Consider the following 26,345-nt stretch of genomic DNA (forward strand, 5'->3'; position numbering starts at 1 on the left):
TTTATTCGAACTATGGACCTAGTCATTACAAAAATCTAAGACTTGAGGCGTATTTTGATAGCAGACGTAAACAGCTGTCTAATACCTAATTATAGTCATTTTTAAAAATAATAGTAAATAATCTGGCAATTCAACATAGCATGTAGTATAGTACATTATATCACTAATGCACCAATGTACATAATCACCTAAGGAGGTGTTTATATGAAGTTTAAGCAGGATAGTTCAAAACCGATCTATGTACAAATTTCAGAGTGGATTGAAACCGAGATAATCAGTGGAGCTTTTATTGAGGATCAGAAAGTATATTCTCAGTATCAACTTGCTGAGATGTTCAACATTAATCCTGCTACTGCTGCAAAGGGACTAAATCTCCTTGCAGATGAAAATATTCTTTATAAAAAGCGAGGCTTGGGCATGTTTGTGACACCAAATGCTAAAGAATTTATTTTAGAAAAAAGGAAAAGTCAAATGATGAAAAATCTCGTAAGTGAACTTGTAATGGAGTCGGAGCGTCTAGGAGTAAGTGAAGAGGAATTAATAAACTTGATTAAAGCTGAGAAAGGTAAGCAAAGGGGGAATCGAGATGAGCGTTATTGAGTTTCAACATGTTTCTAAGCATTACGGGAATTTTAAGGCTCTTGAGAATCTATCTTTTACAATCGAACCAAAAACGATAACGGGAATCATTGGAAGAAATGGGGCTGGAAAAACAACACTTTTGAAAACAATAGCTGGGTATTATTCCGTTTCCTCTGGAGAGGTACGCGTATTTTCAGAAAACCCATTTAATAATTTAACAGTATCCTCGAATCTTGTTTTTGTGGATGACAATATGGCCTTTCCACCTTGGATAACTTTATCTGAAGTTTTACAAACTAGTGCACGTTTTTATCCGAATTGGGATGATCAATTGGCAAAACGACTATTTGATTATTTCGACTTACATCCAAAGCAACTACATCATCATCTTTCAAAAGGTATGAAAAGTACATTTAACATGATCATTGGACTCTGTTCCCGCTGTCCCATTACAATCTTCGATGAACCTACAACTGGAATGGATGCAGCCATTCGGAAGGATTTCTATAAAGCTTTATTGAAAGATTATATCTCACATCCAAGAACCATCCTTTTTTCGAGCCACCTCCTAAATGAGATTGATAGCATCTTAGAAAACGTACTGCTCATTCGGAATGGAAGTGTTGCACTTCATGAGCCGATTGACAATTTGAAAGAGTATGCAGTTGGCCTTCGGGGGAAAACACACATTATTGAACAAGTCACCAATGGAATGGAAGTCATTTATGCTGAGGACTTCGGGGATTCCTACACTTATACAGTCGTAAAAGATCTCTATCCAGAGGAAACATGGCTTGAAGTAAAAAAGCAAGGAATCGAACTCTCTCCTGTTTCAACAGAAGACCTTTGCGTGTATCTCACTTCAAAGAATAAAGGAGGTATTAACGATGTCTTTAATTAATGCGAGTTTCCTTGATGTCGTAAAAAAACAGATATTCTTTAAAGTACGGTCATATTATGGTACGTTTACAAGCCTTATCACTGTCCAGGTCATTGCCCTTTTATTTTCTTTTAATGGCGTTGGGCAGATGGGACTCGGAAATATTTCAATTTCTACTTATTCTGGAAGCACGATATTTGTGTTTACAATCTTTTGGACTTTTATCACGGCCGTCACGTTAACAACAAAGCCGTATTTTTATATCGACTTTTCATTTGTGACAAACAGATTGAGCAGTCATCTTTCAACAGTTGGGATGCTAGTGGTCTATTCATTTATTGCCAGTACCACCTCAACCTTTGCTGGGATTCTTTTAAGAGTTATCCTGTTTTTTAAGGATGGTAGCACAAAGATCATTGCTGATCATTTCTTTCTTTCATTCTCTGATTTATTAGTGGGAATTTATATTGGTACCTTATATCTCCTTTTATTCGCAACACTAGGTTATTTCATTGGAATGTTTACACAGATTAGCAAACTGTTCGCCTTTGTCATTCCTGCGCTATTCATTGGCTGGGCTATTTATGAAGTCAGTGCAAATGATACCGTTAGTTACATTCTTTTCTTTTTCACTGAAACATCCATTCTTATTTTTACAATTAAAGTTGTCGCTACAGTTGCCCTAATGGTGTTAGCTGTTATCGCTGCAACGAATCGATTGGAGGTTCGAAAATAATGTCGGTAATCGGTACATTCATACTTCCTGTGATTATTTTGTTTATCATAGTGATAGTTTTAGCTTCTATATTTATCGGTAAAAGGTACCCGGGTGTTAAAATCACAAAGCTTTTACTCGGTTCGTATGCTTTCGTTTTAATAGTGTCCGTGATTGTTTATTCTTTCATCCCACAATCTAGTTTTTTTGCATCAGAGAGCCATACCGAGAGTTTGACTTATGAGCAAATTCATCAGGCGATTGAACAGGGAAAAATTGAAACTGTAGAAGCGATTCACGAAAAAGAAAGATGGAATATTCCATTCGAACAAGATGAATTAAATATTCAATACCTCGAAGATAATAACCTATACACGATATTTGATCGCAAAGAAAATGATGATGATAAAATCATAGAAGTTATTTTTTATGTGGCGAACACGAATTTTAATGGGTACGATTTTTTTGAAGAAATCCCTTTACCTAGCATCTCCATTGAAGGTAATCATTTGACTGCGTATCCGCCAATGAACTATCAAGTTAAACTTCACAGCTTTCATAATGATTTTGTGGTATCTCAATTTAGAGGCGGTGGAATCACGGAGGATTTTGATAGAAGGTTTGAAGAAGACAAACCATTAAATTATGAATTTCTTATTGTTCGTGTTCCCAAGGATCTTAAGCTAACTGGAAGTGAGTTTATTCACTTTATTGGTGAATAAACTCTAAAAAGGAAGGGATGTCCCTTCCTCTTATTATGCATATTTCTGTTTATTTGGTTCCTTTAATACAGTTGAATAACTATATAATAGTTTTTCAAAAATCACATCCCATTTTTGGGTTAATGCATATTTTCGTCCTTCCATTCCCATTCGATTGCGAACCCCGTCATTTTTTAAGAGATGCAGAATGGTATTCGTGATTTCCTGTGTATGACCAGGCTCACATAGGTATCCAGTGATTTCATTTTGTATAATATTCCGAACTCCCCCTGCATTTACCGCGACAACTGGTGTACTGCTAGCCATTGATTCAAGAATGACATTACCAAAGGTTTCCGATGAGGACGGAAAAACAAAAAGATCAGATGCTGCATATACTTCCGCCAATTCCGTTCCTTTTAAAAATCCAGTAAACTTCATATTTGCTGGTGCCTCTTCCTCCAGCTTGCTCCTCTGTGGTCCGTCACCTACGATTACCCATTGGATTTGTTCACTCCACTCTACTGGTAACAATTTTGCAATTTCTAGCAGCATATCTACATCTTTTTCTGGAGCTAGCCTCCCCACGTATGTGAGCGTGAATTTCTTTGTAAGTTGGTGTTTTTTCTGAACCTCTTCTTTATTGTAGTATGGACTAAATAATTCACAATCCACTCCGTGTGTCCAAATCTCTATGTTAGCGAACCCTTTTTCCTCAAGCTGTTTTTTTGTCACCAGTGATGGAACATATATCTTTTGAAATGGACGGTGAAACCATTTCATATAAGACCACAATGGATTGGATAAGAACTGCAAATCATAATATTTTAAATAAAAGTCAAAATCCGTATGATAGGAGCCTACAAGTGGAATATTTAGCTTCTTTGCATAATAGCTTCCACAAAATCCAAGATTGAAAGGTGTTGCGACATGGATGAGATCAGGTGAGAATTTTTCTAGTTCGTCTCGAATTTGATGCATCTTAGGAAAAGCAAGCCGACACTCTGGATAGAGAAAAAATGATAAGCTTTTAAATCGGTGTATATGGTTCGATACATATTCATTCGAGTCAGACATCGGAGCAAACACCTTCACATCGATAGCTTGTTCCTCTAAATAATCAGTAAATCTTTTTAATGTACGAGCTACGCCGTTAACCTCTGGGTAATAGGTATCTGTAAAAATCGCTATTTTCATAGTATCCCCCTTAAGGTAGATTCTGTTACTTGCTGTACGTAAGAATAACTGATCATTCCAGATGTCGTGCCTAATAATGCACCAGCCATCACATCAGAAGGATAATGCAATCCTAGAAATATTCTAGATATGCCTACACTGAGACCAATGGTGATTAGCAGGATCGACAGGGTTGGCATATATAAGACAAACGGAATAATAACTGAAAATATGGCCGTTGTGTGTCCTGAAGGAAATGAATGATCTCGTAACGCTTTTATAGGAAACTTAGATTTATCGATGATTAAATAAGGTCTTTTTCTTGGATAAAGTTTTTTGATTAAGTGTACGGGTATATGACTAATTGCAAGGGAAATTGCACTTGCAATGGCTGTTTGCCTTGTTAGATTTGTAGTCAAAAAGGCTAAAATAAGACAGGTACAGATTGTAAAAGTTGCGCCACCTAAATGAGTAATTCTCGAGAAAAACAACTGTAAAATTCTTTGATCATAATGCTGGTTTATGCTTTGAAAGATTCGACAATCAGCATGATAGAATGAAAGCAAAAGCTTCAAATTCAGCTTCAAAACCTCCTCTCTTTACTTTCACATTCTACTTGTTAATGTAGTAATTACTGTAGGCCTTCCGACGGAAACATAGATCAATGGATGTTTCCTAACCTCTTCAAGACGATAACAATTTCTTCCGTCGATGACTCTTGGTTCTCTCATATATAGACTATATTGGTCTAACGGGAATTGTTTAATTTGTTCCCAATCTGTTGTAATGATTGTTAAGTCAGCCTTCTGAATCGCTGTTTGAATATGATCTGTGTAGTCAATAGCATTGCCAAAAATCTTTTTGGCATTTTTGATAGCTATCGGATCATAAGCCATAACAGTTGCCCCTTCTTCAAGCAGTTCTTTAATGACTGTAATGGAGGCAGCCTCTCTGACATCATCTGTATTTGGTTTAAAAGAGAGACCCAAGACCGCTACCTTACTACCTTTTATGGACGGTAAGATCTCCTTTGCTTTCATAACAGCGTACGATTTTTGGCGATTGTTCACTTGTATCACGGCTTCAAGCAATTCAAAATGATGACCTAAACTACCTGAAGTTTGCATCAGCGCTCTTGTATCTTTAGGAAAACAAGAACCCCCATAACCTAATCCTGCTTTTAAAAAATAAGGTCCAATTCGCTGATCCTTTCCGATCCCATACGTGACATCGTCAATGTTCGCTCCTACTTTTTCACACATTCTGGCAATCTCGTTCACAAAGCTTATCTTTGTCGCCAAAAAAGCATTGGAAGCATATTTAATCATCTCAGCACTTCTGATATCCGTTTTGATGATTGGAATTTTTAGAGGGAGATAAATTTTTTCAAGTACTTGCGCACTTTCATCGTTTTCTGCCCCTAATACAATCCGATCTCCATAAAAGAAATCAAACACAGCAGACCCTTCTCGAAGAAACTCAGGATTTGCCACGATATCAATTTGTAATTTTGGAAGTTTTCTCGAATCAATTATTCGCTTTATTTTTTCATTTGTTCCTACAGGAACTGTACTCTTCGTACTTATGATGACATCTTTCTCAATATGGAGAGCAATCGTTTCGGTAACATCGTACACTTGGTCTAGATTAGCAGTACCATCCTCATCTTGAGGAGTTCCAACTGCTATAAAAATAACGTCTGCATCTGAGTACGCATAACGTGAATTTTTTGTAAAATAAAGCCTGCCTGCTTTTAAATTTCTTTGTAAGAGTGGTTCTAATTCTGGCTCATAGATTGGAGAGCACCCTTCTTGCAAGGTCTCAATTTTGTCAGACTGGATATCAATGCAAATGACTTCATGACCAAGTTCAGCCAAGCAAACACTTGTAACTAATCCTACATATCCTGCACCCGCTACCGTAATCTTCATTTCATCCCTCCATCGCCTTTTTCTACATCTTATCGAAGAATTGCGATTATTTTCTTTAGCCAGTGTTAAAGTATTGTAAAGTTTTGGTATAGATAAAATAAAAAAAGAAGGGGCTCCCTTCTTTTCAAGAATCCTGGCGTATATTGAGTTATAAACCTTATATATTTTTGAGAACTAAAGTTTCATAGTCAAACAATTCTCAACGTTATCCAACTATCTTTTCCTCCGCATACCTTGTCCGTTGAATATAGATAAGTCTTGCAGACAATCCCACGCCTGCTGTTAGTAAGCCAAATGTTAGTCCTAGCCAGTAACCTGCTGCTCCTAGGTCTGTAAAATGAGCAAGCCCCCATCCTGCTGGTAAGCAGATGAGCCAGTAGGCTATTAATGTCATGACGAACGCGATGTTAACATCTTTGTATCCTCTCAATGCGGCTTGTGCGGTTGCCTGGATCGCATCAGAGACTTGGAAAAACAATGCATATATCAAGAATTGTGCTGTTAATGTGATAACCGCCGTTTCAGTTGAATAAAGTCCTGCTACCTCAAAGCGGAAAAGAATCACCAATAAACCAGTTACAAGTGCAATGAGCATAGATAAAGCAATTCCTAACCAGCTATAAATTTTTGCATCCATATAACGCTTAGCCCCTACCTCAAATCCTACTAATACAGTCAACGCCATTGAAATACTCACTGGAATCATGTATAAAAATGAAACAATGTTAAGAGCAGACTGATAAGCTGCAACAGTTGTGACAGAAAATTTACTTATTAAAATGGTCACAACGGCAAACATACTCGTCTCAAAAAAGGTGGACAGCCCCATCGGGATGCCAATTTTCAAAAGTTCTTTACTTTCTTTAATCGTAAACCCTCTTAATCCTACAAACACTTTATACGAAGTAAACGGCTCTTTCGTCATAATGATAAAAGCCGTAATTCCAACGATAATCCAATAGGTGATAGAGGTTGCTAGCCCCGCTCCTCCTCCACCAAATGATGGAAATCCCCAAGCCCCAAAAATGAGTACATAGTTTAATAGTAGATTTATTGGGACAGATACCAATAAAATGAACATGACAACTCTAGTAATTCCTAATGCATAGATAAAAGACCTCAATACATTAAAAACAAACAGTGGGATAATCCCAAAGCTTAGCCCTACCAAATAATCATGTGCAGTCTGATGCACATTTTCAGGTAAATTCATCATGGTTAACAAAGGATTTAAAAAGGCCACCCCTGCTAAAATAACAACAAACCCAATGATGAAACTTACATAAATTCCACTAGAAACAACCGTTGCAACTTCATTCCCTTTTTTTTGACCAAATCTTTGTGCGGCTATGGGCGACACAGCTAGTAGAATTGCACTTATTCCTGTAAAAATCGGATTCCATATCGACGATCCAATCGCTACCCCAGCTAAGTCTGATGAGTTAAATCGACCAGTCAGAATGGTATTAAAAAAAACCATAGAAAACATACTTAACTGCGTGATTAAAATAGGAATCAACATCACAAAAATTAATTTTACCTTTTCTCTAATGGTGTTTGTTTCGTACATGATGCTATCTCCTTAGTAAAAAATTCGCATAACCCTAATTATATTCCATCTCCAATTGAAATGAACACTTTAATCTTTCCTTTACACTAATTTCATATTTTAATTACGAATTTTCTGTTATATTTGAACTAGATTGCTATATTTTTCTAGGATGGAGGCCAAATATGTCTCGACTCACTAACCATTTACTTGTTATTTCATTCGACTGCCTATCATCACTTGATTTTCCGATTATTGAAGAGCTACCTAATTTTAAAAAGTTGTTAGAGCACGCATCCTATTGCCGAAACGTTGAAACCATCTATCCTTCTGTAACGTACCCATGCCATGCAACGATTGTGACAGGGAGATTTCCCAAGAATCATGGAATCGTGAACAATACATTTCTTCAGCCTGGACGTCCTTCACCAGACTGGTATTGGCACAGGCGCCATATAAAGGGAACTACACTTTACGATGAGGCTAAGAAGGCAGGGTTGAAAACGGCTGCACTTTTGTGGCCTGTGACGGCAAAGGCAAATATTGATTATAATATGCCAGAGATTTTCGCAAACCGTCCTTGGCATAATCAAATTTTTGTTTCCCTTTTTAATGGAAGTCCACTCTACCAGTTGGATATGAATCGTAAATTTGGGCATCTCCGTAATGGACTCAATCAACCACAACTCGATGATTTTGTGCTTGAGTCGACAGTAGAAACCATTAAAACGAGAAAACCCAATCTCATGCTTGTTCATTTTGTCGATTTAGATTCACAGCGTCACTATCATGGTTTTTCATCCAAAGAAGCAATGGCAGCTTTACTTCGTCACGACGAGAGACTCGGTAAAATTATGACTGCGTTAAAGGAAAGTGGGATCTTTGAACAAACAACTATCATTGCCTTGGGTGATCACAGTGCTTTGGATGAGTCTAAGGCCGTTAAATTAAATGTACTCTTAAAAAATGCAGGACTTATTTCTGTGAACACAACTGGAAAAATAATAGATTGGAAGGCTTATTGCAAAAGCTGTGATGGATCTGCATATATTTATATGAAAGACGAAAACGATACAAAAACAAAGAAACAACTAAAAACTCTTTTAGAACAACTTTTAGCTCATGAAACTAACGGAATTGAACGAATTCTCTCAAGTGAAGAGGCAAGAAAAAAAGGTGCCGATGAAAGATGTGCCTTTATGATTGAAGCACGGCTTGGCTACTATTTCAAGGAACAGTACGATGGGGAATATATCGATGAGATTGGAGTTGAAGATGTACGAGAAAAAAGATATACCTTCGCTAGCCACGGATATTCACCAGAAAAGGAAAACTACACAACCGTGTTCATTGCCTCTGGAAAAGGTATTCGGCCCAACATCAAGATTCCTTCTATGCATTTAGTTGACGAAGGACCAACTTTCGCTCGACTCCTAGGTCTCAATCTTGGAAAAACAGACGGCCGTGCTATTGAAGAGATTTTGGAAGATATAGGGGACAGTTCTTCAGGTACCTGACCACAAGTCCAGTTTTTCCACTGGACTCGCGATTGTCAAATATAGACTTTGGTTCTATAGAGAAGGGGGTTAAGTTTTATGAAGAGATTTACGAAAGAGGAATCGAGTTGGATGTACTATGATTGGGCGAATTCTGCTTATTCAATCATTATTACAACTGCTGTTTTTCCGATATTTTATAAGGCTGCAGCTACAAATGCAGGTGTGGATGCAGCGGATTCAACTGCTTATCTCGGCTATACGATTGCCATATTTACGTTTATATTAGCCATGATTGGACCCATTTTAGGAACAATTGCAGATTACCAGGGTTACAAGAAGAAATTTTTCACCTTCTTCTTTGCACTTGGTGTGTTGGCCACTGCATTATTAGCGTTTATACCTAGTGATAATTGGCTGCTCTTATTAATTGTTTATACATTTGCAGCATTAGGATCAACTGGAGCAAACGTCTTCTATGATGCCTTTCTCGTAGATGTCACGACAGAAGAAAAAATGGACCGAGTTTCTGCACGTGGGTATGGTTTAGGCTATATCGGTAGTACAATCCCATTCTTACTTGCAATCGCAATTATCCTACTTGCACAACAAGAAATTCTTCCTATATCAGCAACCGTAGCTAGCAAAATTGCATTTCTCATCACTGCCGTTTGGTGGGGCCTTTTTTCAATACCGTTATTTAAAAATGTGCATCAACGCTACTACATCGAACGGGAACCAAATCCTGTCGTAAACAGCTTCAAACGCTTAGGCAAGACCTTTAAAGAAATTAAAAAGTATCGTGCTGTATTTTTGTTCTTAGTCGCCTATTTCTTCTATATCGATGGTGTAGGTACCGTTATTTCAATGTCTACCGCATACGGAACGGACCTAGGAATAAGTGCTACAAATCTATTAATTGTGTTGTTCGTTACACAAGTGGTAGCAGCTCCTTTTGCCATTCTTTATGGGAGATTAGCGCAAAAATTCACAGGTAAAAAGATGCTCTATGTCGGCATTTTTGTCTATATTATTGTCTGTGTGTATGCCTTTTTCTTAAAAACGACCCTTGATTTTTGGATACTTGCTATGCTTGTTGCAACATCACAAGGAGGTATACAGGCATTGAGCCGCTCTTATTTTGCAAAACTTGTGCCAAAACAAAATGCAAACGAGTTCTTCGGTTTTTATAATATCTTTGGAAAGTTTGCCTCCATTATGGGTCCGTTATTAGTTGGTGCGACTGCACAACTTACAGGTCATTCTAATATGGGAGTTTTTAGCTTAGTGCTTCTCTTCATCATCGGTTTTATTGTATTAACTCGTGTTCCTGAACCAAATGAAGCAAAATAAGGTAAATCCTCTTATGCAATGTTATAATGTAGAAAAAATGAAAGAGGACAATGGAATGGATAAAAAGAACCTAGAATACCAAATTCGCGAACTAAAATTAGATTATGTCCGCCTTCAAAATGACTTAGAAAAATTAGATTCTGTAAATGGCAACATCGCTCCACTTGAACGCCAAATTGCAGAAATTGAGAAAGAGATCAGTACATTATCTAGAAAACTGCGCGAAATGTAAAAAGGAGTTGCAACCAAAGTGTTGCAACTCTTTTTTTGGACGCCTTAAACTTGAAAACAAAAGCCTTTTTGAGAAAAGTAAACATCTTAATTCTAGTCTCGAAAATTCGAGGGAGTGAACCATAGGTATCAATTCGCAAAATGCTTCTTTTCTCCACACATTCATGTATATTTTCATCACCTATAACCATCTACTCCATCATATTAATCAGGTTCTATCTGAAGTCAATCAAGAAGATAATGGAATCGAATTCGAAACTTTTCACAAGTATAGATTCCCTATTTAACCTAGAACACTCCTTGAAGACCAACTCAAATTTCCGATTTGGGTGTCTCGTGCAAGCAACATAGGTATCAGATTTTGAACTTCGATCAACCACATTTCAGTAGCGTAATTTTGTTCAGAACAACCAGATAAATAAGCTATAGAACGACCATCTGGAGACCAAGTAACTGGAGTTGCAAAGCATGAAGAGGTTGCTAGGATTCGCTCATTGCCCCCTCGTTTTCCAACAACTCGAATTTCATTATAATACCCAACATCTTCACGGAAAGCTGTTGCACTAAATGCAATCAGATTAGCATTCGGTGACCACGTTGGATAGTAATTTTTTGCTTGTTCTCCACCAGTAATTTCGTACACATCACCAGTTGACAAGTCAACTGTCCGTACAAGTGAAATACTAGCTCCAGGAGTCGTATAAAGTGCAAATGTTCCATCTGGTGAAAGTGATACTTCATTTAATGGGCCTTCAGTATTATTCGTGATTTGTCTTCTCCTCGTTCCGTTTGTATCAATACGGTATAATTGCTGATTGCCCGTAGAATCTACACCTTGAAAAAGTAGTTCTCTACCACTTGGAAACCACTGTACATCAGATGAATCAGGAGCAAGGATACTTGTTGATTGGTGTGATAATACATCATACAGGATGATTTGATTTCGCGTAGTATAAGCTAACGTCCGATTATTTGGAGACCAATCCAAAGTAAGACCATCATCAATTCCAATTTGATCAATCGCTGCTATTCTTCCCGTTGTAAGATAAATCACGTACACAATCTGATTTTTCCCGACGAAAGCAATTTTGCTATTATCTCTTGACCACACAGGCTTAGAAAATGAAACAGCTAAACGGTTTGTAAGCTGCAGCCTACTTCCGTTCTGGACATTGTATAACCAAATATCATAATGTCCACCACGTATTGCCGTAAAAGCGATCATGCCAGTTTGCCGTACTCTGTAATAAGACAAAAAACATTCCCCCTATCTATAGATGTCTTTTGCCTATTTTATTCTCCACTTTTGAAATGGGTTCAGCTTACCATTTTAAAAGTATTTAGTTTTTATCAGGAGAATAGTTTGTCCTTCCCGACATAGAGTTATAGAAAAAAGGAGTGACAAATCATGAATAACTCATTCTCAACTATGAGCTTAATTCGCTATGCTGTTGCCTATGTATTTATTACATCTGGAGCGTTGAAGCTTCTTAGTACTGAATTAAGCGGGGCCTTTATGAAACTTCCAATACCAGCACCAGGGACGGTTATGTATATTGTCGCAATACTTGAAATCATTTGCGGAATTCTTCTCATCATGAATAAACAAGTTAAGAAGGCAACAATACCATTACTTGCCATCATGATTGGAGCAATCCTTTTAACAAAGATTCCAGTCTTACATTCAGGTTTTCTACAGTTTGCATTTGCTGCAAGACTCGATATTGTGCTATTGGTATTATTATACATACTATATAATTCACACCAAAAATAAATTTAAAACTACCCAATACTGGAGATATTAAACAGATTGCATACGCATTCTGTTTATTTTTTTAAAAAAACAACCTGAATTATCTTTATAGTTAACACAAAATTAAAAACCTTGTAAAACATTCATCTAAATCAGAATTTTCATTTGTTTGACATATTAAAACTTTTTAAATTACTATATTACTATATTATTTTGGAGGTTTTAATATGTCAGATTATAATAGACAGAAAATTGTGGACAGTGTCCCTCAAAAAGGGTTCTTCGGACATCCGAAAGGCTTATTCACTCTTTTCTTCACAGAATTCTGGGAACGATTCTCGTATTACGGGATGAGAGCAATCCTACTCTTTTATATGTACTATGAAGTAACTGAAGGTGGGCTTGGACTTAGTCAACACACCGCAATGGCTATAATGTCCATTTATGGATCCCTTGTCTATATGTCAGGGATTATTGGCGGTTGGTTAGCAGACCGAATTTTCGGTACCTCAAAAGCCGTGTTCTACGGTGGAATTTTAATTATGTTTGGTCATATTGCACTTGCAATCCCTGGAAGTATTAGCCTATTCTTTGTATCAATGGTGTTAATCGTACTTGGTACAGGTTTATTAAAACCAAACGTATCTAGTGTTGTCGGTGAAATCTATAGTGAAAAAGATGCAAGACGTGATGCTGGATTTAGTATTTTCTACATGGGAATCAACCTTGGAGGTTTCCTCGCTCCGTTAATCGTTGGAGAAGTTGGAATGAAGCATAGTTTCCACTTAGGATTTTCAATAGCTGCGGTCGGTATGTTTGTTGGGTTAGTCATGTTTGTATTAACAAGGAAAAAGAATCTTGGACTTGCTGGAACAATTGTACCAAATCCACTTGCTAAAGATGAAAAGAAAAAAGTTTATACTCAAATTGCCATAGGAACTATTGTAATTGCTGTTTTAGTAGCCATAACTATCCCCGCGGGTATTCTTACATTTGATTCCTTTATTGCATTAATTGGTATTCTTGGATTCCTAATTCCAACTGCTTATTTTGTAGTTATGTACCGTAGTCCAAAAACAACTGATGTTGAGCGCTCAAGAATTTTAGCATATATTCCATTATTCTTAGCTGCTGTCATGTTCTGGTCCATCCAAGAACAAGGGGCAACTATACTTGCAAACTATGCAGATACGAGAACACAATTAAACTTTGCGGGTATTGAAATTTCTCCTGCGTGGTTCCAATCGTTAAACCCATTATTCATCATCATCCTAGCTCCTGTTTTTGCTTGGTTCTGGGTTAAACTTGGAAATCGTCAACCTTCTGTTCCGAAAAAATTCTCAATGGCATTGCTATTCGCTGGGCTTTCATTCCTTGTCATCCTTTTACCAGGATACTTTGGTGGAACTGAGTCACTAGTTAATCCATTATGGTTGGTGTTAAGTTATTTTATCGTTGTACTTGGGGAATTATTGTTATCACCAGTTGGTCTTTCTGCGACAACAAAATTAGCTCCAGCCGCATTCACTGCACAGATGATGAGTTTGTGGATGTTATCAAACGCAGCTGCACAAGCACTAAATGCACAGCTCGTAAAATTCTATACACCTGAAAATGAGATGACATACTTTGGAGTAATCGGTGGAACATCAATTGTTTTAGGTATCATTCTATTATTGGTATCACCAAAAATTCAAAAGTTCATGAAGGGCGTAAATTAATTATCATTTGTGATGTTGAATCAAAGTATAAGGACATAGTAAGGGGCTGTCCAAAAAGTCACTGAAAAATGACTTTTGAGGACAGCCCTCATTTTTTGTTTTTTGGGTTTACTAAAAAATCTGGTGTTGATTTCCGCTGCAGGTACTCGCTTTCTTACCTGTAGTCAAGTGTTTTTCTTACCTGTAGTCAAGTGTTTTTTTAAAATTGTTTTTCTGTCATAAATAATTTAAATAGTTTAAAGCTGCCGACAGGCCGTTACTCTCCGTTCCGGCGCTCCGCTTTCCGCGGGCATGGCTTGAGCCTCCTCAGGAGCGAAAGGACTGCTCCCTGCGGGGTCTCAAGGCTCATGCTATTCCCGCAGGAGTCGAGCGCCTGCACTACTAGGACCAGGTTTGGATAAAATAAAAATGTGTATACCAAATAGACCTAGCGAATATTTGTTTTTTTCACAAGGTCTTATGTGATATAGTGGAGCTATCCTGTTACGAAGCTTTGGCTGATTCGTAATCATACAGGACATCATGTTGAATAAGGTGAAATGCGACTTTCAAGAACTTATTCACACATGCAATCATCGCAACCTTATGGGGCTTACTCTGGGGTTGCTTTTTTAATTGGTCGTAATAATCCACAATCGTATTTTTAGTTTTTGTCCTTAATGAGATCATTGACATCACCATGAAATAAAGGATCTGCCTCAACCTTCGGTTTCCACGTTTATTTATCCGATCCTGGTACTGAAGTTTACCTGATTGGAACCGTTGGATATCAATCCCTACGTATGCATTGACCTGTTTGTGATTTTTAAAGCGGCGGATGTCGCCTAACTCGCCAATTATTCTAACTGCTGTAGATTCCCCAATTCCAGGAAATGACACGAGAACTTGAAAATCAACACGATCTTTCGATAGATCCACCATCTGTCTAATAATATCCTTTTTCTGATCCACCAGTTCCAAAATGCGTTTGGCATAGTGTCGTAGATGTTGGCAGCGTACGTCTTCCGGCCGAATTGCTGAATAGGAATTTTCTGCAGCGTTGATTAGTAATGCCGCTTTTTCCTCCGCTTTTTGATTAGATATATTCTTACGGGTTGCTTGTTTGATTTGGTTACGTAAATCCTCTTTTGAAAGCATATGTAAGCATGCAGGATGGGGATAAAGCTGAATGATATTTAAAAACAGGACTGAGCTCTTTGTAAATACCTTTTCAAGTAGCGGAAAGCTTAGTTGTAGGAAAGAGTGTAGCCTGTTATAGTGATGCCTTATCTCCTTTTCTATATCTTCATAGTAGCGTCCCAGTGCACGCATTTGTTCAAAGTATTCTTCTTGTACGTATGTTTCCTGCCGGTCCAATCTGAAATGGGATTTAGCCAATTCATGTGCATCACTAATATCTGTTTTATGTCGGCGCATGGCTGCCATCTGAAGCTTAGCCTCCAAAGGGTTCAAGCGAATATAGGGATATTGGTGTACCTGCAGGAAGTTCTCAAGCCCTTTAGAATAGACACCCGTAGCCTCAAAGACAATGTCAGGTACTTTGCCGTCCTGTTCCCTAAGTGATTCAATACGTCCTTTTAATGATTGGAATCCAGATATCGTGTGTTCTAATTCCCCTTCATATTGACAGCGTTGATAGCAGTCGTATATTACTATTGTACTTTTTCCCATACTTACGTCAAAAGCAATTACATGTTTCATAATTCTTCCCCCTGTTTACATCACATAGAAGTTCTTCACAGTGCCTCATCGATTCCACTTTCTTATACACGATCTCGAAGATCCAACATACTAAACTGATTCTAATAAGGGTGTGAAGCGTGTCGGTTTCCTTATACGGATTCTTAGATCCCAGCGAGTACACGACTTCACTTCACTTCTACTAAAAAAATAGTAGCACAAACCGTGGCCTTGGTCTGTACTACTAATGTTAGTATGTTTCCGCGGGCGGTCCGGGAGCCTCCTCGTCGCAAGCTCCTGCGGGGTCTCCCCTGGCCACGCTTTTCCCGCAGGAGTCTCGTACCTTCCGCTACAATCAACAAGGTTACAAAATTTAATAGTATTGACTCGTAACTTTTAAAAAAACACACAAAAAAATCATCCTTTTTAGTAAAATGAAGTTACCACACAACATTCCAGAAAGGATGATTTTTTATGAGCAATCAATTGATTACTAATGAAAATTATAACACGCAAACTTCCCTTTTTCCAGAGTTCGAAGAGGAGAAACTAGAAGTTCAAAATGAAGAAAAACAAAAAGAACCTAATCCAAGACAATTAGCCCCTACTTTCAAACCCTACGATAATCGACAAATTCAAATGATTTATGATATCGAATCTCTTATTCCACAACATCACGAGGCCCGTGTAGTAGACGAAATGGTTGAAGCTATTCCTGATGAAAATCTATTTTCATACTATGTAGGCGGTGGCAGAAGTTCTTACCATCCCAAAATGATGCTTAAAATTATCCTTTATGGTTATTCCCAGAAGGTTTATTCTTGCCGAGGGATAGAAAAATTAGCAAATGAAAGTATCCCAGCTATGTGGTTGTCAGCGATGCAACAACCAGATTTCCGTACAATTAATGAGTTCCGTGGGGGACGCATGAAAGACTTTATGGATGAACTATTCGAAGCAATGATTCACAAGTTGATTGAAGAGAACTACATAACATTCGAAAGCTACTTTTTGGATGGCACCAAGATTGAAGCCAACGCCAACAAGTATAGTTTTGTATGGAAACGTGCTACTTCAAATTTTGAAGAGAAATTAAAAGAAAAAATCAAGGAAACCCTTCAGCATATCCATGAAATAACCAGGGCAGAAGCACAACCAGAAGAATTAATAAATCAGGAACAAGAAATCACTGAACAGGAATTAGTAGAAGTTGCCGAAGAACTTGAGGAAAAAGTTGAGGCATTAACAAAGGTAATTGATAGCGAAACAGATAAAGACGTTCGAAAAGAAAAAAGGCAAGAACGGAGTCAATTAAAGAAATCAATCAAGCAAATCCGTGAGGATTTTATACCTCGTATGACTAAATATAAGGAACATAATGAAGTTTTAGGTGATCGTAATAGTTATTCTAAAACGGACAAAGATGCCACCTTCATGCGTATGAAAGAAGATCATATGAAAAATGGCCAACTTAAGCCAGGATACAACGTACAAGTAGGAACAGAAAACCAGTTTATTCTATACTATACAATACATCAACGCCCAACAGACACTCGGTGCTTCATCCCTCATATGGAGAAACTGGCAGCTTCTTCTTTACCAATACCCAAAACGGTTATTGCCGATGCAGGATATGGTAGTGAGGAGAATTATGTTTACGCTGTCGGAGATGAGAAAGAGCAACGATTCGAGTTTCTTATTCCGTATGGAAGCTATGTACAGGAACAAACCCGTAAATATAAAAAAGACATCAAAAACGCAAAAAATTGGACTTACGTGGAAGATGACGACTATTTTATTTGCCCGAAAGGAATGAAAGTAACGTTTAAAAAATACCTGAATAAAAAGAATAAATCTGGCTACGAGCAAAGTTTTAAAATATATGAATGTGAAGATTGTACCGATTGTCCACTAAAAGCACAATGCACAAAAGCAAAAGGGAATCGTCAGATTCATTGGAATACGATTTTTGAAGAAATGAAAGCCAAGGCTAAAACAGCCCTTGAATGTGATGAAAAGTCCGCTATCTACGCTCAACGTAAAGTTGAAGTAGAAAGTGTGTTCGGTCACATCAAGGGCAATAGGTCGTTTCGCAGATTTTCTCTGCGGGGGCTCGACAAAGTATATGTCGAGTTTGGAATTGTGGCATTAGCCCACAATATATTGAAAGTAGCAGGCATACGCCAGCTACTTTCAGAGAAAAATCGAAAAAAACAAAAAGGCAAGGGAGAAAAACGGTCGTTTTTCTCCCTTGCCTTATTTTTTAGGACTTATCGGACAGCCCCTTTTTTTTGTTTATCGGACTGACATTTAGACTTGTTTCCTGACTTATAGTATTGCTTCTTACTGCTGTCAATATCAGGTTTCCATTCGGACTCACTTGCTACGGTTCTCACCGTGGATGTCCAAATCATATCTTCATTCGGACTCACTCGAAGATTTTTCCACTCTGGCTGGCCAAATCACAAATCATTCCTTCATTTGAACTCACATACTAATTAACTCACAATGGCTGTCAGAATCCGTCCCATCACGTTCTCCTACAGAACATTTTCCGCTCGCCATGCCAAACCAAAAAGACCTGTCAACGCGACAGGCCACTTTTATCTATTATAAATTCTGTATAAACAACCTTACAACATCGGCACCACCTATGAACAGGCCGAGTGTTGTACCAAGGTTACAAAGGACGATAATAAGTAGAATTCGTGTTACTTTATTGTGCCAGAACCCCTTAACACTATATACATCCTTTGAAAGTGTTTCAAAGTCCTTTACACTTGGTCGGCGTAAGAATGCCTGAACAAAGCCAGCAATCCAACCAGCTGCAATTAATGGATGCATGACTCCAATAGGTGCTGCAAAAAAGGCGGTCACAATCGTAAGGGGATGCCCAAGTGCAATGGCCGCGCCAATAGCTGAAAAAGATCCCGTCCATAGAATTAAACTTAAGGTTTGTTGCATACCAGCTTCTGGGTTAGCAAAAAAGGTAAAAACAATGATTGCCACGATAAGGATTGGAATCGCCCAGCCAATAATTTTCGGAGCCTTTGATTTTGGAGGAAGCTGAGTTAACTTCTTTAAATCATGCTCCTTTTTTATTTCTTCCTTGATTCCTGGTACGTGTGCTGCCCCAAGTACTGCGACTATTTTTTGTCCAGGAGCATGTTTGATTTTTTGTGCCAAATACTGATCCCGCTCATCTATGAGAGGTTCTTTTAATTTCGGAAAGCTCGTCGAGAATTCAGTAAGCATCGAATTTAGCATGTCCTTCGACTTCATTTTTTCAAGCTCTTCTTCGGTTATTGTTTCATTACTGAAAATACTGTAGATAATCGACATTAAAACTTTCATTTTCCCAGTAAATCCAACTGAATTCCAAATGCGCGCAAACGTGATTTGGATATTTCGATCGGCTAAAACTAATTCAGCCCCTACTTCTTTTGCTGACTCAATTCCTTGAAGCATTTCTTGGCCAGCATTGATTCCAAATTGGCTTGCCATTCTTTTTTGAAAAGACGAGATTGCCAAGTTCATAAGAAGCAATGTAGCTTTTTTCTCTTTAATGACCTTAAAAATATCCATTTCTTTCCACTTGTTGCCATCCATCATGGATTGATATCTTTGTTCATCTAGTTCAATACAGACTGAATCTGGTTTCTCTGCTTCAATAACTTCCTTTACTTGTTCCGCACTTTGCTTGGATACATGTGCAGTTCCGATTAGTATGTATTCCTTACCATCTAATTCGATCCTTGTAATATTTTCTTCAGACATATTAGACCTTCCTTATACATGCTCATTTAGTGTATACCTTTCATTCTAAACTAGAATGAGATAGATTTGAATTCTTTTTAAAGAGTAATTGGAAAATCATCTGGCTTACATGCTTTTTTACTTGTTTTCACTGGTGAGAATGAGATAAATCACAGTACTGTTTCTAATCCTCTCTTATAATGGGGATAGATATAAAGAAGAAAACAATTAAGGGGCGATTCATATGCAAAAAGAAATGCTCGATACGTTTATTGAATATAATGAAGAAAGACTTACAAAACGGGTTATCTTTAAGGAAGGCGGAAGTACTGTATTTGTCTTAAACTTTATGCCCAACCAAACTCTGCCCGCCCATAAACACCCAGGATCTATTGTATACTTACTTGTTCTAACTGGTGAAGGTACCTTTACAATTGATGAAAAAGAGGTAAACGTAAAAAAGAATGACGTTGTTGTTTGTAATGGAGATGAAAACTTAAGTTTCGTTAATGACGGTACTGAAAATGTAAGTTTATATGTGACTCTAACCAAGATACCAGATGATCGATACGCACAAGACGTTTAAGACTATGTTGGAATATCTAAATAAAATTCAAAGGACCTACCATCGTTTTTCCAACGTGGTAGGTCCCTTTTTGTTAATTCATGACCCATTTATCTTTCATAAATAAAATACGGCCAATGACAAAGAAGATGAGCATACATACAATGTTGCTGCCGAATGCAATTAAAATATGTTCGAAGTTGACGATGCCAAATAATAATTCCTTAAACAAGGTGTATAGGTTCATAATCGGCATTGCAAAATGGAATGTTGTCAATTCATTAATTCCAATACCTACTATAATCATGGCTGGGAACATCGGGATCATCAGAGCTGGGCTACTATAACTTCCAGCTTCCTTGATTGTCTTTGCAACAATACTTGTAATCATGATTAATGATGCAGTAAATGCAGCATAGATCATTGAAAATAAAATCGCAATTCCAATAATTAGATAAGCATCATTTCCAAATGATACCGAGTTTTTTAGACTTTCTGTTAACAAGCTAATCTCAAGTGCTACCACACCTAATGTGATAATTCCAATCACTGACCCAATTGTTGTAATGGTTAGCCATTTCGCAAGCAACAAGGTGGACCTTTTTACTGGTGTCATTAAGAGGGCTTCCATCGTTTTCTTTTCCTTTTCCCCAGCAAATAAATCAGATGCGGCTGGGCCAGAACCAACTCCAATTGCAACAGATAAAATTAATGGGATTAAAAATGCAATCATATCCACACTTGGATCTTCATTGGTCAATTCTTTGTGTTTAATCGTAAATGGCTGCATAATCGAAGGATCAATTCCACCTTCTAGAAGGTTTCCTGCAACAACTGTCTTCTCAAAAACGGTCAATGCGTTAATCAAAATGGCATTTAATTGAGTAGACTTTTGACTAAAAGAGTCTCCTAGTACTGTTACGGTTGCTTCCTCTCCATTTTGGGTAGCTTCAATAAAACTTGGTGTCAATTCTAGTCCGACTTGTGCATTTCCGTCCTTAATCGTTTGTTCTAGATTAGAAGATTCAATAAGTTCCACATTTTCTACTCCTGAAAAAATCAATTCAGCTTCTTTCATAGACGATTCTTTAACAGCAAGTTGATAGGTTTCACCTTCACCATCTGAAATCATACTCTCGTAAAAGAACACCATTCCGGACATCATAATAATTGGTAAGATGACCGTAAGGATTAAAGTTCTGCGATCTCGGAAACAATCTTTTATTTCTTTTACATATATTTTACGAAGCATAAGTCTCGTTCCCCCTAACAAGTTTACTCATGAAAATATAATTCAAATCTTGACTTCCTTCTGATTTATATAGCTCTTCTAAACCTCCGTGATAAACTAACTCACCTTTGTGCATCATTGCAACGTGATCGCAAAGCATGGAAACTTCCTCCATAATATGACTTGAAAAAATAATCGTCTTACCATCACGCTTTAATTGATGAACTAGCTGTCTAAACACATTGGAAGACGTAATATCTAAACCTGTTGTCGGCTCATCAAATAGGATAATCTCTGGATTATGAATCAAGGTTCTTGCAATTGCAACCTTTTGTCTCATTCCTTTTGAAAACCCGCTTACTCTTCGATTTAAATAATCTCTCATTCCAAACATCCTGGCTAATTCATCAATACGGACTTTCGTTTCATGTTTACTTAATCCATATAAGGTAGCAAAATACTCGAGATTCTCACGTGCTGTCAGGCGATCATATAATCCCGTTTCTCCTCCAAATAAAACTCCAATTCTTCGTTTGACTTCTGCGGGATTTTTTTGAGTATCATAACCTGCTACCTTTACACTACCGTCTGTTGGAGTAAGGAGAGTTGCAATGGTTCGGAGGAGAGTTGTTTTCCCTGCTCCATTCTCACCTAATAATCCAACCACCTGTCCTTTTTCAACTGTAAATTTCACATGTTTTAAAGCTGTTATAGAAGTCTTTTTATCTTTGAATCTTTTAGTCACTTCATTTATCTCAATCATGTTTTCCACCTCTTCGACTTGTTCTGTTCTTATGTCTATATCTTAGCCAACCTTTTCTTGAAAATCTGTAGTTATGTCGTGAATGTTCCACTTTTTGTCGTGAATAGGCCAATTTTCCCTATAAAGGTGTTAAAATAGATGAATACTATATTTGGAATTTTGTAGTAATGATGTGAGGTCGATTTGAAAATGAAGGTTGGTCTTGTGGATGACCGTATAATTGATTTGGATAAGTTAAAAGCAATTGTGAGTGGAATCCAAGGTGTTGAGATTGTTTTTTCCACCTTATCTGCCGAAGAAGCTTATGATCAAATCAAAAAAGAGGAAATTGATTTATTGATTGCTGATATTGAGATGCCCCATTTATCAGGGTACGAGCTTGCTGATATTATCCATACTCATGCCCTCAATATTTCTGTCATTTTTGTAACAGGAAATAGTGGATATGCTGTACATGCATTTGAACTAAATGTTCATGATTATATCATGAAGCCCTATACGAAGGAACGTTTAGTGAAATCCATCGAGCGTTTGCTTGAAAAAACAAAGTCAGCGGAAATTCATGGCCGACTCTATTTAAAACAAAAAAATGAAATTCATATCTTGCAAAAGAAGGACATTATTTTCATTGAACGCTCAGGAAGATCAACTACTATTTACACAAAAACAGGACCGATTAAAACGTATCAAACTCTAAATGAGTTAGAGGGGGAATTACGAGAGAGGGATTTTATTCGGTCACATCGTTCTTTCATCATCAATATCCACTATGTGAAAAACTTTTCTCTCTATGCGAAGAATTCATATATTGTCACATTTGATGGCATCGATGAACAAGCAATGATTACAAAAGAAAAAGTAGAATTTTTACAAGAAAACTATTTTTAAGGTGGCGGGAAAGTTTGATTATGCTATATTGGGGAATCATTGCGATATTAGGTGTTTTATGCCTATACGCATTTCTATCACGACTTTCGATTTCGAGAAAAATGAAAACTCTCACTGAAGAGAACAAACGGTTTGAGGAGCAACGTGCTCAATTTAATGAAACATTCCGAGTCGTTCGGAGTGAACGCCATGACTTTTTAAAGCATGTGTCCACCATCCACTTTATGCTTGAAAACGGAAAAAACGAGGAAGCGAAACACTATTTAGATGAATTAGTTGAAGGATATAAAGAAACGAACCTTTCGATTAAAGGAGAGCGCGGAGTAATTGCTGGCATCCTCCACCAAATGTATAGGAAAGCTAGAACGGTCGATATTGATATTATTTATGATATTGACTTACCCCTGTCGAGCTTACCACTCTCAGACCAACAAATCATTTCTTTAGTTGGAAACCTTTTATCCAATAGTATTGAAGCTTGTGAAGAATGGCAAAAAAGGTATAATAAACAAGCCTTCTTGACCTTGCAGTTTTACAAGCGAAGTGGTTTGTATATATTACAATGTAAAAACAGTACACTCCCTATTCCACCATCAATCCTTGATCATCTATTTATTCGCTCTGGAAAGACAACAAAAGGAGACGGACACGAAGGACTTGGCACAAAGATTATTCATGATATCGTCGAAAAATACAATGGATTTTTGGACTTTGTATACAAGGATCAAGAATTTTCAATTAAAATTAAAATTCCTGCAATAAAAATATAAAAGGAGAAATCACCCATGTTGGTCGATTTCTCCTTTTTGTTAATTTTTTGCTAGCGTTGGCCTGACACTTTGTTTTGGCTTTTGCCTCCCCGTAATATCCTCTTCTTGTTTCGCGCGTTTCATAAAGAATGCGAGAATGAGAGCAGCACCAATGAGGAAGGTGGAAACGAAAAATGTAAAATTAATCCCATCAAGCATAGCTTGCAATTGAATTTGTAAGCTTTGGGCTTGTGTTGGTTGTCCCTCGATATTCTTTAATAAATTCGCTTTAGAAGCTGTTTCCTTAATGGACATGAGAGTAATTAATAATCCAGTACCAATCGCTGCAGAAACTTGATTTAATGTATTGTTTACAGCTGTTCCATGAGGATATAGATTTCTTGGTAGTTGGTTTAACCCATTTGTTGAGACTGGCATGAATACCATTGACATTCCAAACATTCTCACTGCATGTAAAACGGTTAAATACGTGTAAGAAGTTTCAAATGTTAATTGACTAAAAAGATACGTTGTAACGGTTGTAATTGTTAACCCAATTACAGCTAAAATCCGTCCGCCAAATTTGTCAAAGAGTCGACCATTGACAGGTGACATAAAGGCATTTAGGATTGCCCCAGGCAAGAGCATAAGCCCTGTTTCCATCGGTGAAATCCCTACGATCGTCTGGGCATAAATGGGCAATAATAAAAAGCCTGAAAACATAGCCATATTGACAGCCATCGTAATCACAGATGCTAAGGCAAACATTGAGTAACGGTAGACACCAAAGTTCAGCATAGGTACTTCAAGTTTTGACTGTCGGATAATAAACCAAGTCAAAGAGAGAATCCCAATAATAATCGTTCCATAGACAAGTGGATTGCCCCAGCCCATGTTTCCAGCAGAGCTAAATCCATATAATAGGCCACCAAACCCTACTGAAGATAATATAACTGAGAAGAAGTCTAACTTTATGAAAACCCTTTCCTTTTTATCCTTAAGCATAATAAACCCAAGGATAAACACCAACACTGCAATTGGTGTGATAAAATGGAAAAGCATTCTCCAGTCATAATGTTCAATGATCCAACCTGATAGTGTCGGACCAATAGCCGGTGCGAACATGAGGATTAATCCAAAAACCCCCATTGCTGTTCCTCTTTTTTCAACTGGAAAACTGATAAGCATGACATTCATTAAAAGCGGCATCATGATTGCTGAGCCCGCTGCTTGAATCATCCGCCCAGCCAGTAAGATAGAGAAGACATGGGCCGTACCAGAAAGAATCGTCCCAATTGTGAACAATCCCATGGCTACTAAGAATAAACGGCGAACTGTAAACTTTTCAATTAAAAAAGCTGTCGTCGGAATCAGTATTCCGTTGACAAGCATGAAACCAGTCGTTAGCCATTGGACTGTCGGAGCATCAACCTTTAATTCAGTCATAATGGAAGGCAATGCAATGTTTAATAAAGTGTTATTTAAGAATGAAATAAAAGCCCCAACCATCAGAACCGTAAGTATTCCATAGTTAGGTCGTATTTGTTTTTCGGAAAAATCCATCTACATTCCCCCATATTTTACCGTTTACATTTTAGTTCACTAAATTATATCGCCATAAGATATATCTTATAATATGGGTTTTAGGATTGCAAAGAAAAGATTTAGAATGGTTTAAAACATACTTAATTGATAGTTTTTTGATAAAAGTTCTAGTAATTTTAGTCCCGCTATACTATTCCCTTTATCATCTAATGCAGGACCAAATATACCAATACCGAATTTACCAGGAACCGCCCCCATAATCCCACCTGCTACACCACTTTTTGCAGGGATACCTATTTTAATTGCAAACTCACCTGAAGCGTTGTACATCCCACACGTTACCATAAAAGTTTTACAAATGCGTGCTATATCTTGTGACATCAATTGTTTTCCAGTTAGAGGATCCTTTCCATCTAATGCAAATACAAGACCAATCCGAGATAAGTCAAGGCAATTCATTTCAATCGCGCACTGCATTGTATAAAGATCCATTAGCTCTTCTACATCTTCCTCGATAATTTGATGCTGCTTTAAGAAATAACAGAGGGCACGATTAAGGTAAGCCGTTTCAAATTCTGAGCGGGCAATTTCTTCATTATATTGGATTTCATCATTACCCGACAAGTCTCGTATAAAGGTTATTAATCGTTGAAACCTCTCATGAACAGAGTTCCCTTTTATCATATGAGTCACAGCAAGGGCACCTGCATTAATCATCGGATTCAATGGCTTGGATGGTACATGGGTTTCAAGTTTGGCAATTGAATTGAACGGATCGCCTGTCGGTTCCATTCCAACTCGTTCAAAGACATACTCTTTGCTTCTATCCATTAAAACAAGGGCAAGCGTAATTACCTTCGAAATACTTTGTAGAGAGATTTTCTTTTCAATGTCACCTGCCGAAAAACACCTCCCATCTGGAAAGGTAAGGGCAATTGACAAATCATTCGGGTTTGCTTTACCAAGTGCTGGTATGTAGTCTGCTACACGCCCTTGCTTTGCAACATTACGTGCAATATTTACGAGATCAAGCAATTCATCATTTGATTGACAAGGCATTTTCATCACCATGAATAGTAT

24 protein-coding genes are annotated in these 26,345 nt (G+C 37.5%); 13 read left to right on the forward strand and 11 right to left on the reverse strand.

Features of this window, described 5'->3' with window-relative positions:
• The first annotated feature begins 204 nt into the window (after nucleotides 1-204).
• Genes ACWPVE_RS04685 through ACWPVE_RS04700 form a run of 4 tightly spaced genes read left to right on the forward strand, consistent with a single transcriptional unit; the run spans nucleotide 205 to nucleotide 2,899 of the window.
• Nucleotides 205-600 (forward strand): GntR family transcriptional regulator, encoded by a 396-nt coding sequence (locus tag ACWPVE_RS04685; RefSeq protein ID WP_453991141.1) that lies wholly within the window; start codon nucleotides 205-207, stop codon nucleotides 598-600.
• Entirely contained in the window at nucleotides 587-1,483 is an 897-nt protein-coding gene (locus ACWPVE_RS04690; protein WP_453991143.1) for an ABC transporter ATP-binding protein, read from the forward strand. The genes ACWPVE_RS04685 and ACWPVE_RS04690 overlap by 14 nt, the downstream gene beginning before the upstream one ends.
• Nucleotides 1,470-2,198 carry a hypothetical protein gene (locus tag ACWPVE_RS04695; protein WP_453991145.1) on the forward strand — a complete coding sequence of 243 codons (729 nt, stop codon included), beginning with the start codon at nucleotides 1,470-1,472 and terminating at the stop codon, nucleotides 2,196-2,198. The genes ACWPVE_RS04690 and ACWPVE_RS04695 overlap by 14 nt, the downstream gene beginning before the upstream one ends.
• The gene (locus ACWPVE_RS04700) at nucleotides 2,198-2,899 is read left to right on the forward strand and encodes a hypothetical protein (RefSeq protein WP_453991147.1); all 702 of its coding nucleotides are present in this window, start codon (nucleotides 2,198-2,200) and stop codon (nucleotides 2,897-2,899) included. The genes ACWPVE_RS04695 and ACWPVE_RS04700 overlap by 1 nt, the downstream gene beginning before the upstream one ends.
• 33 nt (nucleotides 2,900-2,932) lie before the next feature.
• Here the strand turns inward: ACWPVE_RS04700 and ACWPVE_RS04705 are convergent, their stop codons facing one another.
• From ACWPVE_RS04705 to ACWPVE_RS04720, 4 genes are all read right to left on the reverse strand, one after another.
• Entirely contained in the window at nucleotides 2,933-4,075 is a 1,143-nt protein-coding gene (locus ACWPVE_RS04705) for a glycosyltransferase family 4 protein (RefSeq protein ID WP_453991149.1), read from the reverse strand.
• Complete coding sequence (locus ACWPVE_RS04710) at nucleotides 4,072-4,620, reverse strand: phosphatase PAP2 family protein (protein WP_453997356.1); 549 nt, start codon at nucleotides 4,618-4,620, stop codon at nucleotides 4,072-4,074. Before ACWPVE_RS04710 ends, ACWPVE_RS04705 begins: the two co-directional genes overlap by 4 nt.
• 39 nt (nucleotides 4,621-4,659) lie before the next feature.
• The gene (locus tag ACWPVE_RS04715) at nucleotides 4,660-5,985 is read right to left on the reverse strand and encodes a UDP-glucose dehydrogenase family protein (RefSeq protein WP_453991151.1); all 1,326 of its coding nucleotides are present in this window, start codon (nucleotides 5,983-5,985) and stop codon (nucleotides 4,660-4,662) included.
• 205 nt (nucleotides 5,986-6,190) lie between these two features.
• Complete coding sequence (locus ACWPVE_RS04720; protein ID WP_453991153.1) at nucleotides 6,191-7,555, reverse strand: MATE family efflux transporter; 1,365 nt, start codon at nucleotides 7,553-7,555, stop codon at nucleotides 6,191-6,193.
• Between the two features lie 164 nt (nucleotides 7,556-7,719).
• Between ACWPVE_RS04720 and ACWPVE_RS04725 the strand changes: the two genes are divergently transcribed.
• The 3 genes from ACWPVE_RS04725 (at nucleotide 7,720) to ACWPVE_RS04735 (ending at nucleotide 10,615) form a co-directional block, all read left to right on the forward strand.
• A complete protein-coding gene (locus tag ACWPVE_RS04725) occupies nucleotides 7,720-9,051 on the forward strand; it encodes an alkaline phosphatase family protein (protein WP_453991155.1) in 1,332 nt (443 codons plus the stop codon).
• A gap of 78 nt (nucleotides 9,052-9,129) precedes the next feature.
• Nucleotides 9,130-10,383, forward strand: coding sequence for an MFS transporter (locus ACWPVE_RS04730; protein WP_453991157.1), 1,254 nt, complete (start codon nucleotides 9,130-9,132; stop codon nucleotides 10,381-10,383).
• Between the two features lie 55 nt (nucleotides 10,384-10,438).
• A complete protein-coding gene (locus ACWPVE_RS04735) occupies nucleotides 10,439-10,615 on the forward strand; it encodes an SE1832 family protein (RefSeq protein ID WP_453991159.1) in 177 nt (58 codons plus the stop codon).
• A 282-nt stretch (nucleotides 10,616-10,897) separates the two neighbouring features.
• Here ACWPVE_RS04735 and ACWPVE_RS04740 read toward each other — a convergent pair whose 3' ends face one another.
• Nucleotides 10,898-11,869, reverse strand: a complete 972-nt coding sequence (locus ACWPVE_RS04740; protein ID WP_453991161.1) for a TolB family protein — start codon at nucleotides 11,867-11,869, stop codon at nucleotides 10,898-10,900.
• Nucleotides 11,870-12,022: 153 nt separating this feature from the next.
• Here ACWPVE_RS04740 and ACWPVE_RS04745 point away from each other — a divergent pair, with 153 nt between their 5' ends.
• A complete protein-coding gene (locus tag ACWPVE_RS04745; RefSeq protein WP_453991163.1) occupies nucleotides 12,023-12,388 on the forward strand; it encodes a DoxX family protein in 366 nt (121 codons plus the stop codon).
• Nucleotides 12,389-12,594: 206 nt separating this feature from the next.
• Nucleotides 12,595-14,088, forward strand: coding sequence for a peptide MFS transporter (locus tag ACWPVE_RS04750; RefSeq protein WP_453991165.1), 1,494 nt, complete (start codon nucleotides 12,595-12,597; stop codon nucleotides 14,086-14,088).
• Nucleotides 14,089-14,571: 483 nt separating this feature from the next.
• On the opposite strand, the gene ACWPVE_RS04755 is transcribed toward ACWPVE_RS04750, so the two are convergent.
• Entirely contained in the window at nucleotides 14,572-15,789 is a 1,218-nt protein-coding gene (locus ACWPVE_RS04755; protein WP_324301027.1) for an IS110 family RNA-guided transposase, read from the reverse strand.
• A 453-nt stretch (nucleotides 15,790-16,242) separates the two neighbouring features.
• Here ACWPVE_RS04755 and ACWPVE_RS04760 point away from each other — a divergent pair, with 453 nt between their 5' ends.
• Entirely contained in the window at nucleotides 16,243-18,075 is a 1,833-nt protein-coding gene (locus ACWPVE_RS04760) for an IS1182 family transposase (protein ID WP_453991167.1), read from the forward strand.
• Nucleotides 18,076-18,378: 303 nt separating this feature from the next.
• On the opposite strand, the gene ACWPVE_RS04765 is transcribed toward ACWPVE_RS04760, so the two are convergent.
• The gene (locus tag ACWPVE_RS04765; protein WP_453991169.1) at nucleotides 18,379-19,545 is read right to left on the reverse strand and encodes a TraB/GumN family protein; all 1,167 of its coding nucleotides are present in this window, start codon (nucleotides 19,543-19,545) and stop codon (nucleotides 18,379-18,381) included.
• A gap of 223 nt (nucleotides 19,546-19,768) precedes the next feature.
• On the opposite strand from ACWPVE_RS04765, the gene ACWPVE_RS04770 reads away from it, so the two are divergent.
• A complete protein-coding gene (locus ACWPVE_RS04770; protein WP_453991171.1) occupies nucleotides 19,769-20,110 on the forward strand; it encodes a cupin domain-containing protein in 342 nt (113 codons plus the stop codon).
• A gap of 73 nt (nucleotides 20,111-20,183) precedes the next feature.
• Here ACWPVE_RS04770 and ACWPVE_RS04775 read toward each other — a convergent pair whose 3' ends face one another.
• Nucleotides 20,184-21,341 (reverse strand): ABC transporter permease, encoded by a 1,158-nt coding sequence (locus tag ACWPVE_RS04775; RefSeq protein WP_453991173.1) that lies wholly within the window; start codon nucleotides 21,339-21,341, stop codon nucleotides 20,184-20,186.
• The gene (locus tag ACWPVE_RS04780) at nucleotides 21,331-22,083 is read right to left on the reverse strand and encodes an ABC transporter ATP-binding protein (protein ID WP_453991175.1); all 753 of its coding nucleotides are present in this window, start codon (nucleotides 22,081-22,083) and stop codon (nucleotides 21,331-21,333) included. The genes ACWPVE_RS04775 and ACWPVE_RS04780 overlap by 11 nt, the downstream gene beginning before the upstream one ends.
• 189 nt (nucleotides 22,084-22,272) lie before the next feature.
• Between ACWPVE_RS04780 and ACWPVE_RS04785 the strand changes: the two genes are divergently transcribed.
• Together ACWPVE_RS04785 and ACWPVE_RS04790 are read left to right on the forward strand one after the other, a co-directional pair.
• On the forward strand, nucleotides 22,273-22,971 hold the full coding sequence (locus tag ACWPVE_RS04785) for a LytR/AlgR family response regulator transcription factor (protein ID WP_453997358.1): 699 nt from the start codon (nucleotides 22,273-22,275) through the stop codon (nucleotides 22,969-22,971).
• 20 nt (nucleotides 22,972-22,991) lie between these two features.
• Entirely contained in the window at nucleotides 22,992-23,741 is a 750-nt protein-coding gene (locus ACWPVE_RS04790; protein ID WP_453997360.1) for a sensor histidine kinase, read from the forward strand.
• A 39-nt stretch (nucleotides 23,742-23,780) separates the two neighbouring features.
• On the opposite strand, the gene ACWPVE_RS04795 is transcribed toward ACWPVE_RS04790, so the two are convergent.
• Nucleotides 23,781-25,283 carry a DHA2 family efflux MFS transporter permease subunit gene (locus ACWPVE_RS04795; RefSeq protein ID WP_453991177.1) on the reverse strand — a complete coding sequence of 501 codons (1,503 nt, stop codon included), beginning with the start codon at nucleotides 25,281-25,283 and terminating at the stop codon, nucleotides 23,781-23,783.
• A gap of 111 nt (nucleotides 25,284-25,394) precedes the next feature.
• Entirely contained in the window at nucleotides 25,395-26,324 is a 930-nt protein-coding gene (glsA, locus tag ACWPVE_RS04800) for a glutaminase A (RefSeq protein ID WP_453991179.1), read from the reverse strand.
• Between the last annotated feature and the right edge of the window lie 21 nt (nucleotides 26,325-26,345).

This window comes from Bacillus nitroreducens (assembly GCF_964021195.1).

Coding starts and splice junctions, on each gene's coding strand:
- ACWPVE_RS04685 (WP_453991141.1), top strand. CDS start 205: ATGAAGTTTAAGCAGGATAGTTCAAAACCGATCTATGTACAAATTTCA.
- ACWPVE_RS04690 (WP_453991143.1), top strand. CDS start 587: ATGAGCGTTATTGAGTTTCAACATGTTTCTAAGCATTACGGGAATTTT.
- ACWPVE_RS04695 (WP_453991145.1), top strand. CDS start 1,470: ATGTCTTTAATTAATGCGAGTTTCCTTGATGTCGTAAAAAAACAGATA.
- ACWPVE_RS04700 (WP_453991147.1), top strand. CDS start 2,198: ATGTCGGTAATCGGTACATTCATACTTCCTGTGATTATTTTGTTTATC.
- ACWPVE_RS04705 (WP_453991149.1), bottom strand. CDS start 4,075: ATGAAAATAGCGATTTTTACAGATACCTATTACCCAGAGGTTAACGGC.
- ACWPVE_RS04715 (WP_453991151.1), bottom strand. CDS start 5,985: ATGAAGATTACGGTAGCGGGTGCAGGATATGTAGGATTAGTTACAAGT.
- ACWPVE_RS04720 (WP_453991153.1), bottom strand. CDS start 7,555: ATGTACGAAACAAACACCATTAGAGAAAAGGTAAAATTAATTTTTGTG.
- ACWPVE_RS04725 (WP_453991155.1), top strand. CDS start 7,720: ATGTCTCGACTCACTAACCATTTACTTGTTATTTCATTCGACTGCCTA.
- ACWPVE_RS04730 (WP_453991157.1), top strand. CDS start 9,130: ATGAAGAGATTTACGAAAGAGGAATCGAGTTGGATGTACTATGATTGG.
- ACWPVE_RS04735 (WP_453991159.1), top strand. CDS start 10,439: ATGGATAAAAAGAACCTAGAATACCAAATTCGCGAACTAAAATTAGAT.
- ACWPVE_RS04745 (WP_453991163.1), top strand. CDS start 12,023: ATGAATAACTCATTCTCAACTATGAGCTTAATTCGCTATGCTGTTGCC.
- ACWPVE_RS04750 (WP_453991165.1), top strand. CDS start 12,595: ATGTCAGATTATAATAGACAGAAAATTGTGGACAGTGTCCCTCAAAAA.
- ACWPVE_RS04755 (WP_324301027.1), bottom strand. CDS start 15,789: ATGAAACATGTAATTGCTTTTGACGTAAGTATGGGAAAAAGTACAATA.
- ACWPVE_RS04760 (WP_453991167.1), top strand. CDS start 16,243: ATGAGCAATCAATTGATTACTAATGAAAATTATAACACGCAAACTTCC.
- ACWPVE_RS04765 (WP_453991169.1), bottom strand. CDS start 19,545: ATGTCTGAAGAAAATATTACAAGGATCGAATTAGATGGTAAGGAATAC.
- ACWPVE_RS04770 (WP_453991171.1), top strand. CDS start 19,769: ATGCAAAAAGAAATGCTCGATACGTTTATTGAATATAATGAAGAAAGA.
- ACWPVE_RS04775 (WP_453991173.1), bottom strand. CDS start 21,341: ATGCTTCGTAAAATATATGTAAAAGAAATAAAAGATTGTTTCCGAGAT.
- ACWPVE_RS04780 (WP_453991175.1), bottom strand. CDS start 22,083: ATGATTGAGATAAATGAAGTGACTAAAAGATTCAAAGATAAAAAGACT.
- ACWPVE_RS04785 (WP_453997358.1), top strand. CDS start 22,273: ATGAAGGTTGGTCTTGTGGATGACCGTATAATTGATTTGGATAAGTTA.
- ACWPVE_RS04790 (WP_453997360.1), top strand. CDS start 22,992: ATGCTATATTGGGGAATCATTGCGATATTAGGTGTTTTATGCCTATAC.
- ACWPVE_RS04795 (WP_453991177.1), bottom strand. CDS start 25,283: ATGGATTTTTCCGAAAAACAAATACGACCTAACTATGGAATACTTACG.
- glsA (WP_453991179.1), bottom strand. CDS start 26,324: ATGCCTTGTCAATCAAATGATGAATTGCTTGATCTCGTAAATATTGCA.